This is a genomic window from Novosphingobium mississippiense, assembly GCF_044029535.1.
Classification (GTDB): domain Bacteria; phylum Pseudomonadota; class Alphaproteobacteria; order Sphingomonadales; family Sphingomonadaceae; genus Novosphingobium.
On record NZ_CP147001.1, the window covers coordinates 3,247,612 to 3,269,260 of the forward strand.

General features: G+C 66.2%; 24 protein-coding genes. 12 read left to right on the forward strand and 12 right to left on the reverse strand.

The window, feature by feature from the left end:
• Nucleotides 1–9: 9 nt before the first annotated feature.
• Complete coding sequence (locus tag WBP06_RS15295; protein ID WP_395329492.1) at nt 10–762, reverse strand: alpha/beta fold hydrolase; 753 nt, start codon at nt 760–762, stop codon at nt 10–12.
• 219 nt (nt 763–981) lie between these two features.
• On the opposite strand from WBP06_RS15295, the gene WBP06_RS15300 reads away from it, so the two are divergent.
• Nucleotides 982–2,214, forward strand: coding sequence for a glycosyl transferase (locus tag WBP06_RS15300; RefSeq protein ID WP_395329494.1), 1,233 nt, complete (start codon nt 982–984; stop codon nt 2,212–2,214).
• A gap of 16 nt (nt 2,215–2,230) precedes the next feature.
• Here the strand turns inward: WBP06_RS15300 and WBP06_RS15305 are convergent, their stop codons facing one another.
• The 4 genes from WBP06_RS15305 to WBP06_RS15320 are packed head-to-tail and all read right to left on the reverse strand — an operon-like array spanning nt 2,231 to nt 3,625.
• Nucleotides 2,231–2,383: a hypothetical protein gene (locus tag WBP06_RS15305; RefSeq protein WP_395329496.1), complete on the reverse strand. Its 153-nt coding sequence runs from the start codon at nt 2,381–2,383 to the stop codon at nt 2,231–2,233.
• A gap of 5 nt (nt 2,384–2,388) precedes the next feature.
• Nucleotides 2,389–2,580: a helix-turn-helix transcriptional regulator gene (locus WBP06_RS15310; RefSeq protein ID WP_395329498.1), complete on the reverse strand. Its 192-nt coding sequence runs from the start codon at nt 2,578–2,580 to the stop codon at nt 2,389–2,391.
• The gene (locus WBP06_RS15315) at nt 2,577–3,185 is read right to left on the reverse strand and encodes a hypothetical protein (protein ID WP_395329500.1); all 609 of its coding nucleotides are present in this window, start codon (nt 3,183–3,185) and stop codon (nt 2,577–2,579) included. The genes WBP06_RS15310 and WBP06_RS15315 overlap by 4 nt, the downstream gene beginning before the upstream one ends.
• Before the next feature lie 2 nt (nt 3,186–3,187).
• Nucleotides 3,188–3,625, reverse strand: coding sequence for a hypothetical protein (locus tag WBP06_RS15320; RefSeq protein WP_395329502.1), 438 nt, complete (start codon nt 3,623–3,625; stop codon nt 3,188–3,190).
• A gap of 409 nt (nt 3,626–4,034) precedes the next feature.
• Here WBP06_RS15320 and thrS point away from each other — a divergent pair, with 409 nt between their 5' ends.
• The 3 genes from thrS to WBP06_RS15335 are packed head-to-tail and all read left to right on the forward strand — an operon-like array spanning nt 4,035 to nt 7,160.
• Nucleotides 4,035–6,032 (forward strand): threonine--tRNA ligase, encoded by a 1,998-nt coding sequence (gene thrS, locus WBP06_RS15325; protein WP_395329504.1) that lies wholly within the window; start codon nt 4,035–4,037, stop codon nt 6,030–6,032.
• Nucleotides 6,033–6,045: 13 nt separating this feature from the next.
• Nucleotides 6,046–6,489, forward strand: coding sequence for an acetyltransferase (locus tag WBP06_RS15330; RefSeq protein ID WP_395329506.1), 444 nt, complete (start codon nt 6,046–6,048; stop codon nt 6,487–6,489).
• On the forward strand, nt 6,486–7,160 hold the full coding sequence (locus WBP06_RS15335) for an MnmC family methyltransferase (RefSeq protein ID WP_395329508.1): 675 nt from the start codon (nt 6,486–6,488) through the stop codon (nt 7,158–7,160). Before WBP06_RS15330 ends, WBP06_RS15335 begins: the two co-directional genes overlap by 4 nt.
• Before the next feature lie 204 nt (nt 7,161–7,364).
• Here the strand turns inward: WBP06_RS15335 and WBP06_RS15340 are convergent, their stop codons facing one another.
• From WBP06_RS15340 to WBP06_RS15370, 7 genes are all read right to left on the reverse strand, one after another.
• Nucleotides 7,365–7,595: a hypothetical protein gene (locus tag WBP06_RS15340; protein WP_395329510.1), complete on the reverse strand. Its 231-nt coding sequence runs from the start codon at nt 7,593–7,595 to the stop codon at nt 7,365–7,367.
• A gap of 38 nt (nt 7,596–7,633) precedes the next feature.
• Nucleotides 7,634–7,990 carry a hypothetical protein gene (locus WBP06_RS15345; protein ID WP_395329512.1) on the reverse strand — a complete coding sequence of 119 codons (357 nt, stop codon included), beginning with the start codon at nt 7,988–7,990 and terminating at the stop codon, nt 7,634–7,636.
• Nucleotides 7,991–8,029: 39 nt separating this feature from the next.
• Nucleotides 8,030–8,917: a bestrophin family protein gene (locus tag WBP06_RS15350; RefSeq protein WP_395329514.1), complete on the reverse strand. Its 888-nt coding sequence runs from the start codon at nt 8,915–8,917 to the stop codon at nt 8,030–8,032.
• Entirely contained in the window at nt 8,914–9,141 is a 228-nt protein-coding gene (locus WBP06_RS15355) for a hypothetical protein (RefSeq protein ID WP_395329516.1), read from the reverse strand. Before WBP06_RS15355 ends, WBP06_RS15350 begins: the two co-directional genes overlap by 4 nt.
• Nucleotides 9,142–9,353: 212 nt before the next feature.
• Nucleotides 9,354–9,491, reverse strand: a complete 138-nt coding sequence (locus tag WBP06_RS15360; protein ID WP_395329518.1) for a hypothetical protein — start codon at nt 9,489–9,491, stop codon at nt 9,354–9,356.
• Nucleotides 9,492–9,641: 150 nt separating this feature from the next.
• Nucleotides 9,642–10,625, reverse strand: coding sequence for an agmatine deiminase family protein (locus tag WBP06_RS15365; protein WP_395329520.1), 984 nt, complete (start codon nt 10,623–10,625; stop codon nt 9,642–9,644).
• Complete coding sequence (locus WBP06_RS15370) at nt 10,622–12,343, reverse strand: M28 family metallopeptidase (RefSeq protein ID WP_395329522.1); 1,722 nt, start codon at nt 12,341–12,343, stop codon at nt 10,622–10,624. The genes WBP06_RS15365 and WBP06_RS15370 overlap by 4 nt, the downstream gene beginning before the upstream one ends.
• A 407-nt stretch (nt 12,344–12,750) precedes the next feature.
• Here WBP06_RS15370 and glnE point away from each other — a divergent pair, with 407 nt between their 5' ends.
• The 8 genes from glnE to WBP06_RS15410 all read left to right on the forward strand — a co-directional run bounded on the left by glnE (nt 12,751) and on the right by WBP06_RS15410 (nt 21,618).
• Nucleotides 12,751–15,474 (forward strand): bifunctional [glutamate--ammonia ligase]-adenylyl-L-tyrosine phosphorylase/[glutamate--ammonia-ligase] adenylyltransferase, encoded by a 2,724-nt coding sequence (gene glnE, locus WBP06_RS15375; RefSeq protein ID WP_395329524.1) that lies wholly within the window; start codon nt 12,751–12,753, stop codon nt 15,472–15,474.
• A complete protein-coding gene (locus WBP06_RS15380; protein WP_395329526.1) occupies nt 15,471–15,944 on the forward strand; it encodes a peroxiredoxin in 474 nt (157 codons plus the stop codon). Before glnE ends, WBP06_RS15380 begins: the two co-directional genes overlap by 4 nt.
• A 2-nt stretch (nt 15,945–15,946) precedes the next feature.
• Nucleotides 15,947–16,750 carry a ferritin-like domain-containing protein gene (locus WBP06_RS15385; RefSeq protein WP_395329528.1) on the forward strand — a complete coding sequence of 268 codons (804 nt, stop codon included), beginning with the start codon at nt 15,947–15,949 and terminating at the stop codon, nt 16,748–16,750.
• Nucleotides 16,751–16,900: 150 nt separating this feature from the next.
• Nucleotides 16,901–17,617, forward strand: a complete 717-nt coding sequence (locus WBP06_RS15390; protein ID WP_395329530.1) for a M23 family metallopeptidase — start codon at nt 16,901–16,903, stop codon at nt 17,615–17,617.
• A gap of 242 nt (nt 17,618–17,859) precedes the next feature.
• Nucleotides 17,860–18,108, forward strand: a complete 249-nt coding sequence (locus WBP06_RS15395; protein ID WP_395329532.1) for a ribbon-helix-helix domain-containing protein — start codon at nt 17,860–17,862, stop codon at nt 18,106–18,108.
• 114 nt (nt 18,109–18,222) lie between these two features.
• The gene (locus WBP06_RS15400; RefSeq protein ID WP_395329534.1) at nt 18,223–19,584 is read left to right on the forward strand and encodes a M48 family metalloprotease; all 1,362 of its coding nucleotides are present in this window, start codon (nt 18,223–18,225) and stop codon (nt 19,582–19,584) included.
• A 39-nt stretch (nt 19,585–19,623) separates the two neighbouring features.
• Nucleotides 19,624–20,322 (forward strand): DsbA family protein, encoded by a 699-nt coding sequence (locus WBP06_RS15405; RefSeq protein ID WP_395329536.1) that lies wholly within the window; start codon nt 19,624–19,626, stop codon nt 20,320–20,322.
• A 132-nt stretch (nt 20,323–20,454) separates the two neighbouring features.
• Nucleotides 20,455–21,618 (forward strand): sensor histidine kinase, encoded by a 1,164-nt coding sequence (locus tag WBP06_RS15410; protein WP_395329538.1) that lies wholly within the window; start codon nt 20,455–20,457, stop codon nt 21,616–21,618.
• Nucleotides 21,619–21,649: the final 31 nt, after the last annotated feature.

Here is a 21,649-nt window from a genome sequence, read left to right on the forward strand (position 1 = left end):
GTCTCCGGGTCAGGCCGCCGGTGCGCGGGAGAGGACCAGTTCGGCCACGCTGCGCAACAGCTGGTGGACGTCGGACTCGCGCGAAAGGCGGTGATCGCCGTCCTTGATCAGAGTCACCTGCACCTCGGATGAACGCAGCTTTTCCGCCAGCCGCACCGAGATTTCCCAGGGCACATCATCGTCACGCTGGCCGTGCAGCAGGCGCACCGGGCCGTCGAACGCGATTTGCTTTTCCAGCATGAGGTTGGCCTGCCCATCCGCCCAGAAACCGGGGTGCGTGGGGGTAGGCTCGGGGCCGTAGGGATTGTCTTCCCAGATCGTTTCGCCATCGGCCAGGACGTTCTTGTCCATCTGGGCGATGCCCCATTCGGTGAAGTCCGGCGCGGCGGCCACGCCGACCATGCCCTTCACCCGATCTCCCAGCGTGTCCGCCACCAGCAGCATCAGCCAGCCGCCCATCGACGATCCGACCAGCACCACGTCGCGCAGGTTCGCCGCTTCCACCAGCGCCACCACTTCGTCGCGCCAGCGGCTGAGCGTGCCGTCCGCGAACTGGCCGGAGCTTTCGCCGCAGCCCGAATAGTCCAGCAACATGCAGGCCCGGCCGCTGGCCGCCGCCATGTCGAACAGTGCGGTGGCCTTGCTGCCCGCCATGTCGGACATGTAGCCGGGCAGGAAGACGATGGTGGGCCCCATTCCGGGCGTGAAGCGGTGGGCGATCTGGCGCCCGTCGGGCATTGCGTGGAAACGGATTTCGGTCATGCCCGCGATTGTGGGGGCGCCGCCCGGGCACGGCAAGGGGTGGGGGTGGAAAGATGGGCGAATGTGGGTCCGCGGATCACGTTGCCGAACGCGCTTCGGGCATCATTCTCGCCATGGATCGGCCCCACAGCACCTCGTCGCCCCCACCAACGGTTGCCCCTCATGCGATTAACCGCGTAAGGCAATCTTAAACCGCCAGCCTCAGGATCCCGTCGCACTATGTCCGCGCAGATTCTCGATTTTCCAACCCGGCCCAGCCGGCTGGCCTTGCGGCTGGAATGGTTCGCCACCGAACGGTCGGTGCTGCTGGCCATCTGGGCGCTCTATTTCGCGCTGCGCGTGGCCGTGCTGTTGATCGAGGTGGCGCCCACCGCCGATGCCGAATGGCACTACTTGCGCGCAGCCAGCCTTGCCGCGGGCAAGGGCCATCTGGACGGCGCGGATGCGGGTGCAGGTGCGGCATTCTGGTCGCCGGGCTGGCCGGCCGCACTGGGCTTCGCCTTCGCGCAGTTCGGCACCTCACCCGTCACGCTGGGGATCTTCAACCTGATCTCCGCGCTGCTGGTCGGCCTGCTGACGCTGGTGCTGGGCCGCCGGCTGTTCGGCAGCGAGGGCGCCGCGCGGCTGGGGCTGCTGCTGCTGGCGATCTATCCCAATGCCATCGGCTATGTGCCGCTGGCATTGGCCGAAGTGTTCTACACCCTGCTGCTGATGGCCGGCTGCTGGGCAGTGGTGGCGCGCGAGAATCGCTGGCAGCTGGTGGGCGCCGGGCTGATCTTCGGCTTCGCGACGCTGGTGAAGGCGCAGACGCTGGCCCTGCTGCCGCTGCTGTTCGCGATCGACTGGCTGCGGATGAAGCCGATGGGCAAACGCCTGCCGAAGCTGCTGGTCGATGGGCTGCTGGTCATGGCGGTGGCCATGCTGGTGGCGTTGCCGTGGGCGGTGCGCAACCGGGCGGAACTGGGGCATTGGGTCGCCGTCTCCACCAACGACGCCCATTCGCCCGAGGCTCCCGTGGTGACGACACCGATTGCCGCCACCCCGGACAGGGCCCTCCCCCTCACCCCCGCGAAGGTCATGCCGTTGTGGCTATCCGATGGCGAGGCGGAGCAGGCCTATCGGGCGGGCGCGCCCGGCTATGCGCGCTTCGAAAGCCTCTACCGCGCGGTGCGCTGGGGGAATCAGGTCTACTACGGGCTGTTGATGGCGGGCTTTGCACTGGCCTTCGCGGTCATGACCGCGCGGCGGCTGCATGACCGGATTCGTTGGGCAGGCTGGTGGCTGTTGCCTTACGCCGTGGCGCTCTATCCGACGATCATCTGTCTGGCGTTCCCCGGCCAGTCCCGCTTCCACTATCCGGTCATGCCGTTCGTCTGCATGGCCGCCGGCTGGGTGCTGGTGGCGGCGCTGGAACGGTTGGCATGGCGCCGACGCCGCGTGACGATTCACTAAATCTGGATCCCTGAAGCTAAAACAGGGCCGGCGCGATCACCCGGATGAGGATGGTGCCGGCAGGGCGTCCTCCCTCGGCAACCCCACGGCGTCCGCCACCGCTGGCATGCAGCGCCGCCAGCACGATCGCCAGGACCACCGCAACCGCCAAACCCACCTTCGCCCGCATCGCCCTCAATCCTTCTGGAAAATGCCCTCGATCGCCAGACCGAAAACCTCCGCAATGCGGAAGGCCAGCGGCAGGGAGGGATCGTAGCGGCCCGTTTCGATCGCATTGACGCTCTGACGGCTGACCTCCAGCCGTTCGGCGAGGTCCTGCTGGCTCCAGCCGCGCTCGGCACGCAGGACCTTGAGGCGGTTCTTCATCGCTTCCCCGCACTCATCCGGAACTGACCGATCCCCATGCCGATGGCCCAGACCGGCACCACCGCCCATCCGGGCACGTGCGGTACCAGCCGAAACGTCTCCAGAAAACCCCAGAGCGAGCCCAGCGCCAGCACCGCGCCAAGCCCGTAGAGCGAGGCGATCGCCGCCCGCTGCCGCAGATACTCGTCGGTCTCCTCGTGAAGATAGCGCGCGGTGGCCCAGATCATGCCGAAGATCGGCACCACCACCGCCAGCGCGAGGGCCACGGTCACCACCGTTCCAGGGTGGAACTGCTGCCAGCACCAGATGCCCAGCCCCAGCGCCACCACATAGCCAGCGGAACTGACGCCCATGCGCGTGTTGAAGCGCCGCACCGCCGGGCTGCCGCAGCCGCTCTCTCGAGCAAGGCGATTGGCGGAGCGCATCATTGGCACAATCATCGCCGGCCCCGCCACCAGCATCAGCGCCAGACTGCCGGAAGCGCCGATCACGCCGGCGATCTGCAGCCCGGCGATGACCGCCATGACCGCGAAGAAGGCCAGCCCCCAGAAAACCGGGCTTGCGGTGATGCCACGGCGCCCCGTGAGGTTTCCGGATGCGTTCATCGTCATTCCCCCCGATTGCGCAGGCGCTGGATCGTGCCGCAGGTGCTTTGCGCCACCACCCAGACCACCGCGATCCAGTAATTGGCGATCGGCTGCATACCGCCCAGTTCGCTGAGAAAGCCCCATACCACCGCGCAGCACATCGCCACCGTGGTTGCCACCAGGATCTGCCGCACCACCATCATGCGCACATATTCGTCGCCCTCTTCGGTCAGATAGCGCGCGAAATTGGCGAAGATCGCGATCAGCGGCAGTGCCGGCACCAGCGCAAGCAGCGCCACCCAGGGCTGCTGCAGCGGATAGATGTCCGCATGAGCGTGCAGCCAGACGATCGGCGGCAGCACCAGCGCATAGACGCCCAGCGCGATCAGCGAGCGGCGATTGTGGACGCGCTGGGCGGGCGTGAAACCGGCCGAATGCTTCGATGCAGGCCTTGTCATGGAACGACTCCGTTCGACTCGCCATCCGCGTGATGACAAGCATGCTTTACTTCCCTCGCGTGACGATGACAAGTTTACTTTACAAAAAGACGCGCTCGCTTTCCAAACTTGCGGCGCCGATGCGGGGTGACATTTGCCCCCGGGATCGCTACATCGGCGGGCGATGACGCAACTGCGCACCGTCCTGGCCACTGGCGCCACTACTACCACCCGGCGCTCCCGGGGGCGGTTGGTCGCGGCCTGAACAGGCAGCCACCGTCGCCCGGGGTTCGGGCGAGCGGCGTCACTCTTCCGAATCGAGCGAATTTCTAAGGCGCAAAAGCTTCACCCGCGCGCGTGGGTGTGCCATTGGGGCCGAAATCCCGCTGGTCCAGAACCCGCGACGCTGGAAACCGGAAAGACAAGTTCGATGTCCGAGATGTTCAAGATCAGCCTGCCCGACGGTTCGGTCCGCGAAATGCCCGAAGGCTCCACGCCCGCCGACGTCGCCGCCGCCATCGGCCCCGGCCTTGCCAAGGCCGCGCTCGCCGCGAAGATCGATGGCGAGCTGGTGGACCTCAGCCGCCCCTTCACCGGCGACGCCAACCTTGCCCTCGTCACCAGCCGGGACGAGGAAGAGGCGCTGGACCTGGCCCGGCACGACTATGCGCACGTGCTGGCCGAAGCGGTGCAGGCGCTGTTCCCCGGCACGCAGATCACCTTCGGCCCATCCACGGGCGACGGTTTCTACTACGACTTCGCGCCCAATCCCGAGCGTGGGCCGTTCACCGATGAAGACCTGCCGGCGATCGAGGCGGAGATGCGCAAGATCATCGCCGCCGACAAGCCGCTGCGTCGTGAGGTCTGGGATCGTGAACAGCTGATCAGCCGCTGGAAGCAGCAGGGTGAGAACTTCAAGGCCGAATGGGCCGCCGAGCTTCCGGGCGACGAGCCGCTGACCGTCTACTGGTCGGGCGAGGACTGGCTGGACATGTGCCGCGGCCCTCACCTGCCCTCCACCGGCAAGCTGGACCCTGCGGCCTTCAAGCTGACGCGCGTTTCGGGCGCCTATTGGCGCGGCGATCAGAAGAACGCGATGCTTTCCCGCATCTACGGCACCGGCTGGCTGAACAAGAAGCAGCTTGCCGCCCACCTGACGCGCCTTGAAGAGGCCGCCAAGCGCGACCACCGCAAGCTGGGCAACGAGATGGACCTGTTCCACCTCCAGGCCGAAGCGCACGGTTCGGTGTTCTGGCACCCCAAGGGCTACGTGATCTATCGCGCCCTTGAAGACTACATGCGCCGCGCGATCAGCCAGGCGGACTGCAAGGAAGTGAAGACGCCGCAGGTCATGGACGCGCGGCAGTGGGAAGCCTCGGGCCACTGGGGCAAGTACCGCGAGAACATGTTCGTCATCCCCGACGAGGTGCCCAACACCGAGGACGACGGCCCGATCATCTCGGACGAGGCCCAGTGGATGGCCTTGAAGCCGATGAACTGCCCGGCGCACGTGCTGATCTTCAAGCAGGGCATCAAGTCCTACCGCGATCTGCCACTGCGCATCGTCGAGAATGGCTGCTGCCACCGCAACGAGCCGCACGGCGCGCTGCACGGCCTGATGCGCGTGCGCCAGTTCACGCAGGACGATGGCCACATCTTCTGCCGCGAAGACCAGATCGTCGGCGAAGTGCAGGCGTTCTGCGAGATGGCCGATCGCGTCTACAAGGACTTCGGCTTCACTTATTCGATCAAGCTGGCCCTGCGCCCGGACAACCGCATCGGCACCGAAGAGCAGTGGGACAAGGCCGAGGCCGAACTGCGCGACGCCGTCGTGCGCGCCGGCCTTGCCACCGAGGAATACGGCTGGGAAGAACTGCCGGGCGAAGGCGCGTTCTATGCGCCCAAGCTGGAATGGCACCTGACCGACGCGATCGGCCGTACCTGGCAGGTGGGCACGATCCAGTCCGACCGCATGCTGCCCGAACGCCTCGACGCCCATTACATTGGCGAGGATGGCGAGAAGCACCGCCCGGTCATGCTGCACCGCGCGATCTTCGGTTCGTACGAGCGCTTCATCGGCATCCTGATCGAGCACTTCGCCGGCAAGCTGCCGGTCTGGCTCGCCCCGGTCCAGGCCGTGGTCACCACGATCGTCTCCGACGCCGACAGCTATGCGCAGGAAGTGTCGCAAAAGCTGAAGGCCGCCGGCGTGCGCGTCGAAACCGACCTGCGCAACGAGAAGATCAACTACAAGGTGCGCGACCACTCGCTGAAGAAGGTTCCGCATCTGGTGGTGGTCGGCAAGCGTGAGGCCGAGGAAGGCACCGTTGCCATCCGCACGCTGGGTGCCGAGCACCAGAAGGTCATGACGCTCGACGAAGCGATCGCCATGCTCAAGGCCGAATCCACCGCGCCGGATCTGCGCTGATGGTCAGACCGCGATGATCAGACCTGGTTCTGCCGACGACGCCCCGCGCGCCTTTGCCATCTGGCGCGCGGCGGTGGACGCCACTCACGGCTTCCTGTCGGCGGAGCACAAGGCCGAAATCGCGGATCAGGTCGAAGCCATGCTTCCGGCCGTCCCGCTGTGGATCGCCGAGGATGCGGACGGCATCGCGCAGGGCTTCATGGTCTTCGTCGACGGATCCATCGAAGCCCTGTTCGTCGATCCAGCGGTCCATGGGCGGGGTTTCGGCTCCGCGCTGGTCGCCCATGCGCTGGCGCTGGAGCCGCAGGCCCGCGTCGATGCCAACGAACAGGCGGACAACGCCCTGCCCTTCTACGAAGCGCGTGGTTTCCTGCGCACCGGCCGGTCCGAACGCGACGCCGACGGCCGCGCCTATCCCATCATTCACTTGCGTCATCCCGGAAAGACATCAGCATGATCAAGCGCGAGCTTATCGACACCGCGTGGATCCCTGACGGGGAGAAGCTTGAGCTTTACAAGCACGATCAGGATTACATGATCGTGCTGGGCCACAACGAGCTGATGTCCACGCGCAAGTGGGGCAGCGAGGAAGCCCTCGCCACCATGGCCTATGAGCGCATCAAGGGCATCACCAAGCGCCCCCACTTCCTGATCGGCGGCTACGGCATGGGCTTCACCCTGCGCGCCGCGCTGCGCACGCTGCCCGAGGATTCGAAGATCACGGTCGTCGAACTGGTGCCCGAGATCATCGAATGGGCGCGCGGGCCGATGGCCGAACTGGCGCAGGGCTGCCTCGACAATCCGCGCGTCGATCTGGTGATGGGCGACGTGGCGCACGTGATCGACGGATCGCGCGCCGCCTACGACGCGATCCTGCTCGACGTCGACAACGGCCCGGATGGGCTGGTGCGCGAGGATAACAACCAGATCTATTCGAAAACCGGCCTGCGCGCGGCGCGCAATGCGCTGACGCCGGACGGCGTGCTGGCGGTCTGGTCCGCCGGTGCCGATCCCGCCTTCACCCGCCGGCTGGAGCGCGCGGGATTCAAGGTGGACGAAGTGAAGGTCTCCTCCCGCAGCAATGGCAAGGGGCCCAAGCACGTGATCTGGTTCGCCACGCCGGAGTGAACGGCCGTACCGCTTCCGGAGCGCGGTCGACCCGCCGCGCCCGGCATCGGCGCACAACATCCGCCATCCAAAAGCTCGTCGCCCCCGCGAAGGCGGGGGCCCCGCTTCCTTCGCGCACCGCCTAAAGAACAAGCGGGATCCCCGCCTTCGCGGGGATGACGGAGGTGTTTGCCTAGGCCGATCCGGGATGAACTGTCCGCATCGTCAGCGCGGCAGGCTGCGATCCCTGCGCGCCTCAATCCGCCGTGCCTTGGCCCGTCCGGCCGCGGCCACCAGAACGCTGGTGCTCAGCAGAATGCCCGAGACGAGTACGCCCACGGCCACCAGCCCCGCCGGGCTGAAATCGGTGCGGGCATCCAGTTCCACCCACTGGCCCAGCCGCACACTGGCGCGGGCCGTCTGGCGATCCTTGGAAAGACGTTTGGACAGACTCATGGGGGGAGGCTCCTTACCGTTAATGCCGCCCCTGAGGCCTAGCCTTCCTGTGTCGGCCGATCCAGCGCCAGACGATCCAGCCACGCCTGCGCCTGCTTGGGTTCGCCCACCGCATGCGACTGCACCGGGCCGCGCGCGGCAAGGAATTCGGCGTGGAGTTCGAACGGCTCCATATCGAGCTGATCGCGCAAGTCGTCGATCGCATCGGCGAGTTCGGTAAGGCCATCGACCATGGGCGCGGCCTTGGCGCGGGCCTGCTTGTCCTTGTTGTGGCCGAACAGGCCCCACTGCCCCGCCGCCGTCACCCGCAGCGCCTCGATCAACGCGGCGCGGTATTCGCTTTCGAGTTCGGTGCGGCGCGTGTCCATGCGCTCAAGACGGTCTATTTTGGCCATGGACTGCTCCTGGAACGGCCGTGGCCGGCAGTCAATGAATCACCACAGAATACCGTGGCTGTCCGGCACGATCGGCGGCGGTGCTTCCTCACCGATCGACTGGAGCAGATCGATCTCGATGGTGCGGCACATGGCGTTCAGCGGCAGGTCGTGGACGGTGTTGGCGAAGGGATCGACCAGATCGTCGCCGATGGCCAGCACCGCCAGGAACATGATCCCCGCCAGCGTCGACCCCAGCGGCGTGGCCACGCCCAGCGTCTCCACCAGCCCGATCGGCAGCAGGATGCAGAACATGTGCGTGAACACGGTGGGGAAGAAGCGGTACTGATAGGGCAGCGGCGTGTTCTTCAGCCGCTCCATGCCGCCCTGCGCATTGGCGATGTCCACCAGCACGGCTTCCATCTGCGTCTGCTGGATGGTGTCGATCCAGCCCTTGCGTCGCGCTTCGTCGATGCGGCGGCCGGTGTCGTCGAGGATGCCGTTGGCGATGTTCACCCGTTCCAGCGATTCATCCGCATCTCCGCGCGAAAGCATGCGGCGCACTTCCGCGTCGGGCTTGATGCGGCGCAGCTGGCAGCGCAGCGCGTTGACGTAGGCGATCTGGCGCAGCACCACGCGGCGCTTCAGCTCGGTCGCTTCCGGATCGGGCATGAAGTTGCGCGCGGCACGGGCGATGTTGCGGCTGGCATTGATCATCAACCCCCACAGCCCGCGCCCTTCCCACCAGCGCTGGTAGGCAGAGTTGCTGCGAAAGCCGAGGAACAGCGCCAATGCCGAACCGAACAGCGTCACCGGCAGGTTGGGCGCGTGGAACGGCAGCATGAAGTACGTCACCGTGACGATGACGTCCCACACGAACAGCACGGTAATCGGCTTCCAGATCTCTCGCAGGATCTGGACGGGATGCAGCGAAGGGGCAACGATCATCGCTTGGCGGTTTCCTCCACGATGGCCGCCTTACCATCGGTCCGGACGGTGGCGGCTTTGGACAGCGCGACCGAGGTTCCCGAAACCGGCCGCAGGGTGAACCATTCGGCCCTGTCGACGGCAACGAGGAAGCCCAGCACGCCCAGGCCGAACAGCAATAACAGAAAATTCCCGACGAGCGATTGGCGAAGACGGGCCCGCTCGGCATCGTTCATGGGTTGCATGGCGTATCTCCAGATCAAAATCGCATGAGCGCCTAACCTGGGAGACGATGATTTCGTTTGCATCGATCCATCGTGACATAGTTTTGCTGCATCGCAGCAGACACGATGTGCAGTGCAACAGAAACGATAAGACGCAAACGCGTGCGCCAAAACGTTTTGAAACGGAATGGAAAATCGATGGACTTGTGTGCCTGCGGCACACTTCCGTCCCCTCAGAAGGGCAGCGGAGCCTTGGCGAGGATCAGCGCCACTGCGCAACCGCACACGATGGTGACGCGCAGGATCTCTACCTGAACGGCGGTGCGGGCAACGGGCGTGAGTGCGATGATGCGGGCCATGACGGCGATCATGCGCCCACCCGGTTGCCAATCGGTTAAAGCGGTTCGGGGCCGATCCACTCCTCCACCCGCCCCGACCTCCTACGACAGGATTCCGCGGGAGGTCGGGTGGACGAGTGGGCCGATGCCGAACGATCCGAAACACAGTTTCGGATCACATGCTCAACGCGCGGGCATCTGCTGGCTGGAGCAGTGGAACGAACCGCCACCCGCCAGCACGGCATCGGCCATGACGCCGACGGTATCCCGATCGGGGAACAGTTCGGCGATGGCGGCAATGCCGTCCGCGTCGTGCTGCGTGCCGTAGATCGGCACCACCACCAGCTTCGAAGTGATCGCGAAGTTCATGTAGCTGGCCGGCTCGATCCGGCCGTCGGATTCCACGCGCCCCGGCGAGGGCACTTCGCGCACGGTCACGCCCATCGCCTCGGCCCGGGCCTTGGCATCGGCGTAGATCGCGGCATTGGGATCGTTCGGTCCGGTCGCGCGCGGCAGGGCCAGCACGTTCGGCGCCACGAAGCGGGCAAGGTTGTCCACGTGACCATCGGTGTGGTCGTTGATCAGGCCATCGCCCAGCCACAGCACGCGGTCGTAACCCAGATCGCGCTTCAGGCGCATTTCCAGATCGCCGCGCGTCAGGTGCGGGTTGCGATTGGGATTGAGCAGGCACTGTTCGGTGGTGGCGACCAGCCCGGTGCCATCGCCATCCAGCGCGCCGCCTTCCAGAATCCAGTCCGAAGTCTCGACATCCAGCCCGGCATCGCGCGCCAGTTCCGCGCCGATCTCCTGATCACCGTCCATCAGGTACTTGCCGCCCCAGCCGTTGAAGCCGAAGCGCATCGCCTTCAGCGCGCCAGACCCGCCATCGGCGCAGACCAGCGGCCCGGTGTCGCGCAGCCAGACGTCGCCATAGCGGCGCACTTCCAGCTTTACCTTGGAGGAGACGAGCGAGGCCGCACGCGCACGGTTGGCCTCGTCCCGCACGATCAGGCGCACTTCCTGCCCCGATTCGGCCACGGCCGAGGCGAACTCGGCCATCTGCACCTGCGCGGCCTCCAGAAAGCCCGGCCATTCCACCGGGTCATGCGGGAAGCCGATCCAGATCCAGTCCTGCGGATGCCATTCGGGGGGAAGGGCGAAAGTCACTTGTGGCAGCCTCCTTGCGCCGCCGCGCAAGCCTTGTCGCGGATCGCGCGGAATTCGTCGGTTTCATGCCAGTTCGGCCAGAAGTCCGAATCGGCAAGCGTGCGGCCGAGCCGATAGTAGAGCCCCGCGGTCTGGGCAATGCCGTCCCAGTTCCAGCTTTCCGAGTACTCGTCCTTGGGGCCGTGATAGCGGTTGGAGTTATAGTCCTCGCTGGCCGCGTCGCCCGCTGCTTTGCCGCCCTCTACCCAGTCGGTGCTGGCGGCCAGATCGAACATCGGCACGCCGCGCTTGGCCATCGAGAAGTGGTCGGAACGGTAGTAATAGCCGCGCTCGGTATGCTCCTCCGGCACTTCGGTCAGCCCCTCGTCCGCCAGCTCGTCGCGGAAGATCGAGGTGAGGTCGGACTTGTCGCCGCCGGTCATCGCGTAGGAGCGGGTGCGGCTGCCCGGCAGCAGCGCATCCATGTTGACGCCGCCGACCGTGTGATCGAGCGGGTAGATCGGGTTAGCGGCGTAGAATTCGGAGCCGAGCAGGCCCGATTCCTCCAGAGTCACCGCCACGAAGACCTGGCTGCGCGCGGCGGGGCCGGCCTTGCTGTTGGCTTCGGCAATGGCGGCCAGCGCGGCGACGCCGGTGGCGTTGTCCACCGCGCCATTGCAGATGCCGTCGCCGGTCTTATCCGGCGTGCAGTGGCCCAGGTGATCCCAGTGCGCCGAATAGAGCACGTATTCATCCGGGCGCACCTTGCCCGGCAGCACGCCGACGACATTGTGCGAGGTGGAGCGACGGATCGCGTTGTCGAAGCCCAAGTTGACCTTCAGGCCCAGCGGCACCGGCTTGAAACCCTTGTTCTTGGCCGCGGCGGACAGCGCGGCAAGGTCCTTGCCCGAAGCCTTCAGGATCGCTTCGGCGACCGACTTCTGGATCCAGCCGTTGGCGGCGGTCTGGTCCATGTCGTCGTTCGGCGTCGCCACGCGGTACTGCGCGCCCGTCCAGCTGGAATTGACGACGTTCCAGCCATAGGCGGCGGGGAAGGTGTCATGCACGATCAGCGCGGCGGTCGCGCCCTGGCGCGCGGCTTCCTCGAACTTGTAGGTCCAACGGCCGTAATAGGTCATGCGGCGGCCCTTGAATGGGCCTTCTTCGGTGGCGGCGTCATAATCGGCGTCGTTGACCAGGATGACCGCCGTCTTCCCGTGCATGTCGATCCCGGCATAGTCGTTCCAGCCCAGTTCCGGCGCGTTGATGCCGTAACCGACGAAGACCAGTTCGCTGTCTTTCACCTGAGTCTTGGGCGTGACGCGGTAGCTGGCGGCCACATAGTCGTCCCCAAACTTGAACGAGAGCGGGGTCTTGCTGCCCGTCACCGTCAGCGCGGAATGATTGCTGCCGGTGATCTCCACCGTCGGCACGTCCTGCAGCCACTGGCCCTTGTTGCCCGGCTGGAGTCCGGCCTTCTTGAACGCGGCGATGATGGTGTCGAGCACCTTGGGCTCGGCACTGGTGCTGGGCGCGCGGCCTTCGAAATCGTCGGAAGACAGCGTCTTCACCAGCGTCTTCATGTTGTCGATCGAAAGCTGCGGCGCCGGCTGCGCGGTCATCGGCGGCGGCGGCAGCGCGGTGCCCTTGGGCAGCTTGGGCGCGGCAATGGTTGCGGTGCCGACGCACAGGGCCAGCACGGGCGCGGCGGTGGCAAGCAGGGAAGCAATGCGTTTCATCTTATGGGCGATCCTGGCTGTCAGGCCCTGATTGCTGCGGGCCCGTTGTACTTTCGGATGACCCGCCTCGTGCCAGAGCGGGCCGGAACGCACAAGGCGGCGCGGTGCGAACGGGGCGGGCGGGTGAGCACTCCCTTCCCCTAAGGCCACCTCGTCATCCCCGCGAAGGCGGGGATCCCGCTTTTCTTCCAACGCCCACGCCGTGGCGCAAGGAAGCGGGGCCCCCGCCTGCGCGGGGGCGACGAAGGGTTTTGATGAAGCGGAAGCTCCACGAACAAGTTCACATGCCTGCCCTTCTCCCCCGCCTGTTCAGGGACGACGGAATGTTTTGATAAAGCCTCCCCACCCGCAACAATCATTCCGCCGCACCCTTGCCCTCCCGCCCCCGCTTGGGCAGGAACGCCCGCATGGATGCCCAAAAGCCAGCCGACTGGACCGGCGCGATCGAACGCGCGCGCGCCCATGCTCCCCATCTCGCCTCGCTGCTGGACCGGCATGCCGACCTTGCCGACCTGCTCGCCCAAGGCAGGGGTGAGGACGCGCTGACGTTCGCCCGCAATGCCGGCGTAGGAATCGAGGATGTCGGCATCGCCCTCCGGCGCGAGAAGCAGGCCATGGCACTGGCGCTCGCCATCGGCGATCTGGCCGGCGCCTTCCCGCTGCTGCGCGTCACCGGCGAACTGTCCTCCCTGGCCGACCGCGCGCTGGACGCCGCCATCGCCGAGGGCATCCGCCGCCGCGTGCCCGATGCCGAGCCGGCCGGCTTCCTGGCCCTCGCGCTCGGCAAGCATGGCGCCTGCGAACTCAACTACAGTTCGGACATCGATCCGATCCTGCTGTTCGACCCCGAACTGCTCCCCCGGCGTGAGCGGGACGAACCCGGCGAGGCCGCGCAGCGCGTGGCCCGCGCGGTGGTGGAAACGCTGGGCAAGGTTACCGACCACGGCTACGTCTTCCGCATCGACTTGCGCCTGCGCCCGGCTTCCGAAGTCAGCCCGCTGGCGATCTCCATCAACGGCGCGCTGACTCACTATGAATCGTCCGCCCTGGCGTGGGAACGCGCCGCCTTCATCCGCGCCCGCGCCTGTTCGGGCGACGTGGCGGCGGGCGAAAGCTTCCTGGCCGCGATCCGCTCCTTCGTCTGGCGCAAGAGCCTGGACTTCGGCGCCATTGCCGAGATCGGCCGCCTCACCGCCCAGATCCGCGCCAATACGCGCGGCAGCGCCACCGTCGGGCCCGGTTTCGACCTGAAGAAAGGGCGCGGTGGCATTCGCGAGGTGGAGTTCTATGCCCAGACCCACCAGCTGATCCACGGCGGCCGCAACCCGGCGCTGCGCCTGCGCGGCACCCGCGCCACGCTGGACGCCCTGGCCGATGCCGGGCTGGTCCCGGCCGAGGACGCACGCCTGCTGGGTGAAAGCTACGATCGCCTGCGCACGATCGAACACCGCCTGCAGATGATGCAGGACCAGCAGACCCATGCCCTGCCGATGCGCCCCGAAGCGTTGGAAGCCGTGGCTCAGCTGGACGGGCTGCCCGATGGCGAAACCCTGCTGGAAGAGTTGCGCGCGATCACCGATGCCGTGGGCGAACGCTACGACGCGCTGGTGATGGCCAACACGCCGCTCGGCCCCACCACCCAGGTCGCCATGCCCGCGCAGGACGATTTGCGCGACGAACTGGCCGGCCTTGGCATTGCCGAGGCCGAAGCCATGGCGCACCGCGTCGAAGGCTGGCTTTCCGGCGGGATGCGGGCGCTGCGTTCGGATGCGGCGCGCGCCGCTTTCGCCGGGGTGCGCGCCGATCTGTTCGCCGCGCTGGCCGCTGCCCCGGAACCGGAACGCGCCTTCGCCCGCTTCGAGAAACTGCTGAACAACCTGCCTTCCGCCATCAATCTGTTCCGCCTGTTGGAGGCGCGCCCCGCGCTGCTGGAACGGCTGGCGCGCATCCTCAGCCTCGCGCCCACTCTGGCCGATGCCTTGGCCCGGCGGGCCGATCTGCTGGATCCGCTGATCGATGCCAGCGCCTTCGACCTGCCCGGATCGGTGGACGAACTCGTCGCCGAATTCACCCAATTCGAACCGGATGCCGACTACGAGCAGAAGCTGGGCACCGTCCGCCGCAAGGTGGGCGATCGCCGCTTTGCGCTGGGCGTGCAACTGATCGAAGGCGCCAACGATCCGCTCGACATCGGCCACGCCCTCGCCCGCATCGCCGAAGCTGCGCTGGTGGTGCTGACCGACGCCGCGCTGGAGGAATTCCGCGCGGTTCACGGCGTGGTGCCGGGCAGCGAACTGGTGGTGCTCGGCCTTGGCCGGATGGGCGGCGGCGTGCTCACCCATGCCTCCGACCTCGACCTGATCCACCTGTTCACCGGCGATTTCGCGGGCGAATCGGATGGGCGGCGGCCGCTGGGGGCGACGCTCTATTACAACCGAGTCTCGCAGCGGGTGACCGCCGCGCTCTCGGTGCCGACCGCCGAAGGCGCACTCTACGAAGTCGATACCCGCCTGCGTCCCTCAGGCGAACAGGGCCCACCCGCCGCCAGCCTGGACAGTTTCGCGCGCTATCAGCAGGAGCAGGCCTGGACCTGGGAGCACATGGCGCTGTGCCGCGCGCGCGCGCTCTACGGATCGGCCAAGGCGCGCGAGGAACTGTGCGAAGTGATCCGCAGCGTGCTCGCCGCCCCGCGCGATACCGACAAGCTGCGCGCGGACGTGCTGGAAATGCGTGCCAAGATGGCCGGGCACAAACCCGCCAAGGGCCCGCTGGACGTCAAGCTGATGCGCGGCGGGCTGGTGGACCTGGAATTCCTGGTCCACTTCACCCAGCTGCGCTCCGGCCTCGGCCTCGATCCCGATCTGGGTGCGGCGCTGCAACTGCTGGTGGCGGACGGACTGCTGCCGGCCACGCTGGTGGAGGCGCATGACGTCATGACGCGCCTGCTGGTGGCGGGCCGTCTGTTCGCGCCGGATACACAGGTTCCCGGCAAACCCTCCTGCATGGCGCTGGAACGCGCCTGCGGCTATGGCGCGTGGCAAGACCTTGAATCCGCCCTCGCCCGGGCCCGCGCGCATGTCGCCGCGAGCTGGAGTGAGACTTTCGGCGAAACACTGGAGACGAACCGATGACCACCCGCCCTGCCGCTGGCGACCAGTTCCCCGATATCGCGATGGAAACGCCCGAGGGCGGCAGCGTGAAGGCTTCGGACTTTGCGGGCCGGAAGCTGGTCGTGTTCTTCTATCCCAAGGACAACACCCCCGGCTGCACGACCGAGAATATCGACTTCTCGGGCCTGAAGAGTGAATTCGACGCGGCCGGCGTCGCCCTGCTGGGCGTCAGCAAGGATTCGGCGAAGAAGCACCAGAACTTCATCGCCAAGCACGACCTCAAGGCCCCGCTCGCCAGCGATGCGGAAGAGAACGGCCTTTCGGACGCGCTGGGCATCTGGACCGAAAAGCAGAACTACGGCCGCACTTACATGGGCATGGTCCGCACCACCTACCTGATCGGCCCCGACGGCAAGATTGCCCGCGTGTGGGACAAGGTGAAGGTCAAGGATCACGCCGCGCAGGTGCTGGAGGCTGCAAAAGCACTCTGACCATGCAAGCCCCGATACCCAGTGTTGCCGCCGCCATTCGCGAGGTGCTGCTCGAATCCGATCCGCGCGCCAAGGCGATGGCCACCCGCAAGGTGGCGCGCGACTGGCGGCTGGGCCGGCTTGCCTATGCCTTCGATGTCGCAATGCCCGACGAGCCGGGCCGCCCTGCCGCGCCCGAACTGCTGCCGCCCAACCGCATGCCCAAGCGCGGCAAGGGCGGGTCCGAGCGTGGGCGGCAGGCGCTGTGGCATGCCATCGCCCACATCGAATTCGTGGCCATCGACCTGGCGCTGGACATGGCGGGGCGATTCGGGGCGGAGATGAACCGGCAGTTCGTCAGCGATTTCCTGTGGGTCGCGGCGGATGAGGCGATGCACTTCGCGCTGATCAACCGGCATATGCGCAAGCTGGGTTGCCATTACGGCGCGCTTCCGGCCCACAGTGGTTTGTGGGATGCCGCGCATGAAACCCGGCACGATGTGGCTGCGCGCCTTGCGGTGGTGCCGATGGTGCTGGAAGCGCGCGGGCTGGACGTGACGCCGGCGATGCTGGAGCGGGTGCGAAGCACGGGTGACGAGGCCGGTGCGCGCATCCTCGAACGAATCCTTGACGATGAAATCCGTCACGTCCGTTTCGGCTCAACGCATTTCGCCGCATGCGCCGAAGCGATGAACGGTGAACCGTCTGAGCTTTGGAAAACCCTGGTTTCCCGCCATTTTCGCGGGGCCGTTAAGCCACCGTTCAACGACTCGGCGCGCCTCGCTGCCGGTTTATCGCGGGATTTCTACCTTGGGGTTGTCTGTTAGGAACTGATCGGCATAACTCCACCTCGCGAGACGGCGGGGGGTTCCGACCATCTCACATAACTAGGGTTAACGGTGTGCCGCCTGGCGCGCCGGTCGCTAATGACAAGCGTCGAATCTCTCGGGATTCCGGCGGATAACAAGGTATTGCGAGTGGTCGTAACGAAACTCATTGCCAAGTTCCGCACGGTGTCGGCTACGGTCGCAGTCGCGGGTCTTTCGCTGGCAGCCCACCCCGCCATGGCCAACAGCGCCGCAGCCGCCGCCGACATCTCGGCCCCGCTGCGCAGCGCCCAGGCCGCCAACCAGTCGGCCAGCGGTGGCGAGGACGAACAGTTCCGCACCCTGTTCAGCTCCTGGCAGAATTTCGAGGAAACCGGCCTTGCCGCGGCCAAGGCGAAGCCCGCCATCCCCGGCACCGCCCGTCTTTCCGGCGTCAACATCCCTTCGCGCACCCCGCTGGAAGGCCTGAAGCTGACCAGCAGCTTCGGTATGCGCGAACACCCGATCTTCGGCGGCCGCCGCGCCCACAAGGGCATCGACCTGGCCGCCCCCGTCGGCACCCCGATCTATGCCACTGCTGACGGCGTCGTCGGCAAGGCTTCGTGGTTTGGCGGTTACGGCCTGTTCGTCGAACTCGAACATGGCGGCGATCTCGAAACCCGTTACGGCCACATGTCGCGCCTGAACGTTGCCGAGGGCCAGATGGTCCACAAGGGCGACGTGATCGGTTACGTCGGCACTACCGGCAATTCGACCGGCCCGCACCTCCACTACGAAGTCCGCGTCGATGGCGAGGCCGTGAACCCGATCCCCTACATGCAGGGCGATCGCATGGCTGCTGCCGACAAGGACGCCATCGGCGGCTGATAGAGTTTCAAACCGGTCAGGAACCGCGAAAAGACGGTCCGGCCTTGATGGTTTGGAGAGGAGGGAAGAGGCGGCTTCAGGGCCGCCTTTTCTTGTATGGAGCAACCGCATCCGATCGCGGCTTCGCACTTCGCCCCGCTGCCCGGGATTTTGGCCAGCATTTTGGCCAGCATTTTGCTTTGCCGCGTTTTCCGGGTCATCAGGTGATTCCGCCTGATTGCAAAACGCTCTACGCTGGCGGCATGACGTCGCCCTATCATCCGCCGGTCAAGCGCTCGGTCGAAATCGCCGGCCACAAGACATCGATCAGCCTTGAGCCGGTGTTCTGGGACATGCTGCGCGCCGCCGCCAGCGAAGCCGGCGTGCCGGTCAACGCCCTGGTCGCCCGAATCGATGCGGAACGGCTGGAGGCGGACGTACCGCCCGGACTTGCCGGCGCCGTTCGCGTGTGGCTGGCGACCGCCTGGCTGGCAACCGCGCGAAAGGCTTGAGCGCCATTCTTTTTCCCGGCTTGCCAGTGCCGCAAGCGCCGCTAGGCTGGGGCAAACGATCCTGAATATCCGCGCTTCAGGCCCGGTTCAGCGCGAGAGGTTCCAACAGCCGTCATGTCCTTCGCGCGTTTCGCCGCCCTGGTCCTGAGCATCCTCGCCCTCTTCGGCTGGTCTGCCACCCCCGCTGCCGCCCAATCGATCCTGCGCGATGCGGAGACCGAGGCCCTGCTGAAGGACATGGCGCGCCCGCTGATCGTCGCCGCCGGACTCGACCCTTCGCATGTCGATATCGTTCTGGTGAACGATTCTTCGGTCAATGCCTTCGTCGCCGGTGGGCAGGCGGTCTACGTCAATTCGGGCCTGATCAATGAAGCCGATACCGCCGCGCAGGTGCAGGGCGTGATCGCGCACGAACTGGGCCACGTCACCGGCGGCCACGCCGTGCTGAACCAGGGCGCGCAGAGCGCCACCAACATTTCGATTCTTTCGCTGCTGCTTGGCGCGGCCGCCGCCGCAGCGGGCGGCGGCGAGGCGGCGATGGGCGTGATCATGGCCGGCCAGCAGGCCGCCATGGGCAAGTTCCTGGCCTATACCCGCACGCAGGAAGCCTCTGCCGACGCTGCCGGCGCGCAGTATCTGTCGGCCGCCGGGATCAGCGGCCGCGGTTCGCTGGAATTCTTCCAGAAGCTGCAGAACCTGGAATTCCGCTACGGCTATCGCCCGCAGGACGGCGACCAGTTCTATTCCACCCACCCGCTGACCGGCGATCGCATCCAGACCTTGCAGGATACCTATGAAAAGGATCCGGCCTGGCTGAAGCCCGACGATCCCAAGATCCAGGCCCGCTACGTGCGGATGAAGGCCAAGCTGTTCGGCTATCTGGCCGAGCCGCGCGACGTGTTCCGCGTCTATCCGCAGACGGACAATTCGGTGCCCGCGCACTATGCCCGTGCCTATGCCTGGCATCGCCAGTCGGAAATGGACCGCGCCACGGCAGAGGCCGACGCGCTGTTGATGACCGATCCCGACGATCCCTATTTCCTGGAACTGAAGGGACAGATCCTGCTCGAATCGGGCCAGCCCAACGAAGCGCTCGTCCCCTTGCGCAAGGCCACCGAGCTTACCGGATACCAGCCGCTGATCGCCACGCTGTTCGGCCACGCGCTGATCGCGACCGAAGACCCGCAGCACTTCAAGGAAGCCGAGACGGTGCTGAAGAACGCCGCCGCGCGCGACCGGGAGAATCCGTTCACCTGGTATCAGTTGGGCACGATCTACGCCGCCAACGGCGACATGCCCCGCGCACGGCTTGCCAGTGCCGAGCAGCAGTCGCTGTCCGGCCAGATGGACGCCGCGCTGATGAATGCGCAGGCGGCCGAGGCCGGGTTGAAACAGGGCACGCCCGACTGGCTGCGCGCGCAGGACATCGAGATGGAAGCGCGCGCCACACTGGAACGGAACAAGAAGCGCCGCTAGAGCCGGCATCTGACAAGACTTACGGGAATGACGACAACGATGGGAATTGGAACGAAGATCGCGGCAACCGTGGCAGGCATCGCACTGGTGGGGGCGGGCGCCTGGTTCGGTGGGCCAGTGATCGCCGGCCGCGTGATTCACGACTATCTCGTCACCAATCCCGAAGTGCTGACCGAGGCGATGGACGCCCTGCAGCGCAAGCAGTCCAAGGCGCAACTGGCCGGCGTGAAGCAGAGCGTGGAAACGCCCTTCCCCGGCGCCGTGCTGGGCAATCCCAACGGATCGGTCACCTTGGTCGAATTCACCGACTATGCCTGCGGCTACTGCCGCCGCAGCCTGCCCGACGTGGCGCAACTGCTGGCCAAGAACCCGAACTTGCGCATCGTCGTGCGCGAACTGCCGATCATCAGCCCGCACAGCCCGGACGCCGCGCGCATGGCGCTGGCCGCTGCCGAACAGGGCAAGTACGCGCAGTTCCACGATGCCATGTTCGCCGCCGGGCAGGTCGATCCCGAAGCGATCGAGGCGGCCGGCAAGCAGGCCGGGCTGGACATGGATCGCGCCCGCAAGGTGGCCGCCAGCCAGGTGGTGGCGCAGGAACTGTCGCGCAATCTCGATGTGGCGGGCAGGCTCGGCTTCAGTGGAACGCCCAGCTGGATCGCCGGCGATCGCCTGATTTCGGGCGCCGTGGGCTTCGACCAGCTTTCGCAGGCGGTCTCCGAAGCCAGCGGCGGCTGATCGGATACGGGACCGCCGGTGCCGCAATCCAAGACCTTGCCGCCGATCGGAAAATCCGATGCTTCCGCGCCGAAGCCGGGCGACCGGGGGCCCGGATTTGCCGCTTCCGGCGATTTTCGTCTAGATAGCCCCATGCGCGTTCTGCCGATCCAACCGATCCCCTTCTTCGCCGACAAGGACAAGGCCTTCTGGCGCCTGCAGTTCGCGGGCTGGGGCGGTGCGATGCTGCTGCGCACGATGTCGGCCCTCGCCAACGACCAGCCGCTGTCGAACCTGGTGCTGGTGCTGATCGCCACGATCACCGGCTTCTCGATCTCGCTGGTGCTTTCGGTGGTCTACCGGCTGCTGATCACCAAGCGCCCGATCGTCACCTGGGGCATGACCGCGCTGATCCTGCCGATCGCAGTGGCCCTGCATGCCTTCATCGATGCCTGGGTGATCTCGCTTTACCGCGCGGACAGCGATACCAGCTTTACCCAGCTGTTCATCGGCGTGTTCTATTACGACGCCACGCTGCTGGGCGCATGGTCGGCGCTCTATTACGCGATCAACTTCTACCTGCAGGTGGAAGAACAGAACGACCAGATGATCCGGCTGGAGAACCAGGCGACGCAGGCGCAACTGGCCATGCTGCGCTATCAGCTGAACCCGCATTTCCTGTTCAACACGCTGAACTCGATCTCCACGCTGGTGCTGCTGAAGCAGACCGAACCGGCCAATGCGATGCTCAGCCGCCTGTCCTCGTTCCTGCGCTACACCTTGATCAACAAGCCTTCCGCGCGCGTGACGGTGGCGACCGAGGTGGATACGCTGAAGCTCTACCTCGACATCGAACTGATGCGATTCGAGGAACGGCTGCGCACCACGTTCGCCATCGATCCGGCCACCGAAACCTGCCTGCTGCCCTCGCTGCTGCTGCAGCCGCTGGTCGAAAACTCCATCAAATACGCCGTCACCCCGCAAGAAACGGGGGCCGAGATCACCGTTGCCACGCAACTCGTCGGGCCGATGCTTCGCATCACCGTCTCGGACACCGGACCGGGGTTGCAAACTCCGACTACCGACAACAGGTTGTCGGGCATGACCTATGATGGAGGGGAGCCGGTATCCACCGGCGTCGGCCTTTCGAACATCCGCGACCGCCTCAGCCAGGCCTACGGCGAGCATCACCGCTTCGAAACGGTGGAGCCTGTCGAGGGCGGCTTTGCCGTGCTGATCGAGCTTCCCGCGGAGCGCCAACCCTCCCCCGAGGACATGGAAGAACTACAGCGGCAGCCCGTTCTTGCCGGGCGATGAAACAATTTTGGCCCCCGCGCGTTTGCGGGGC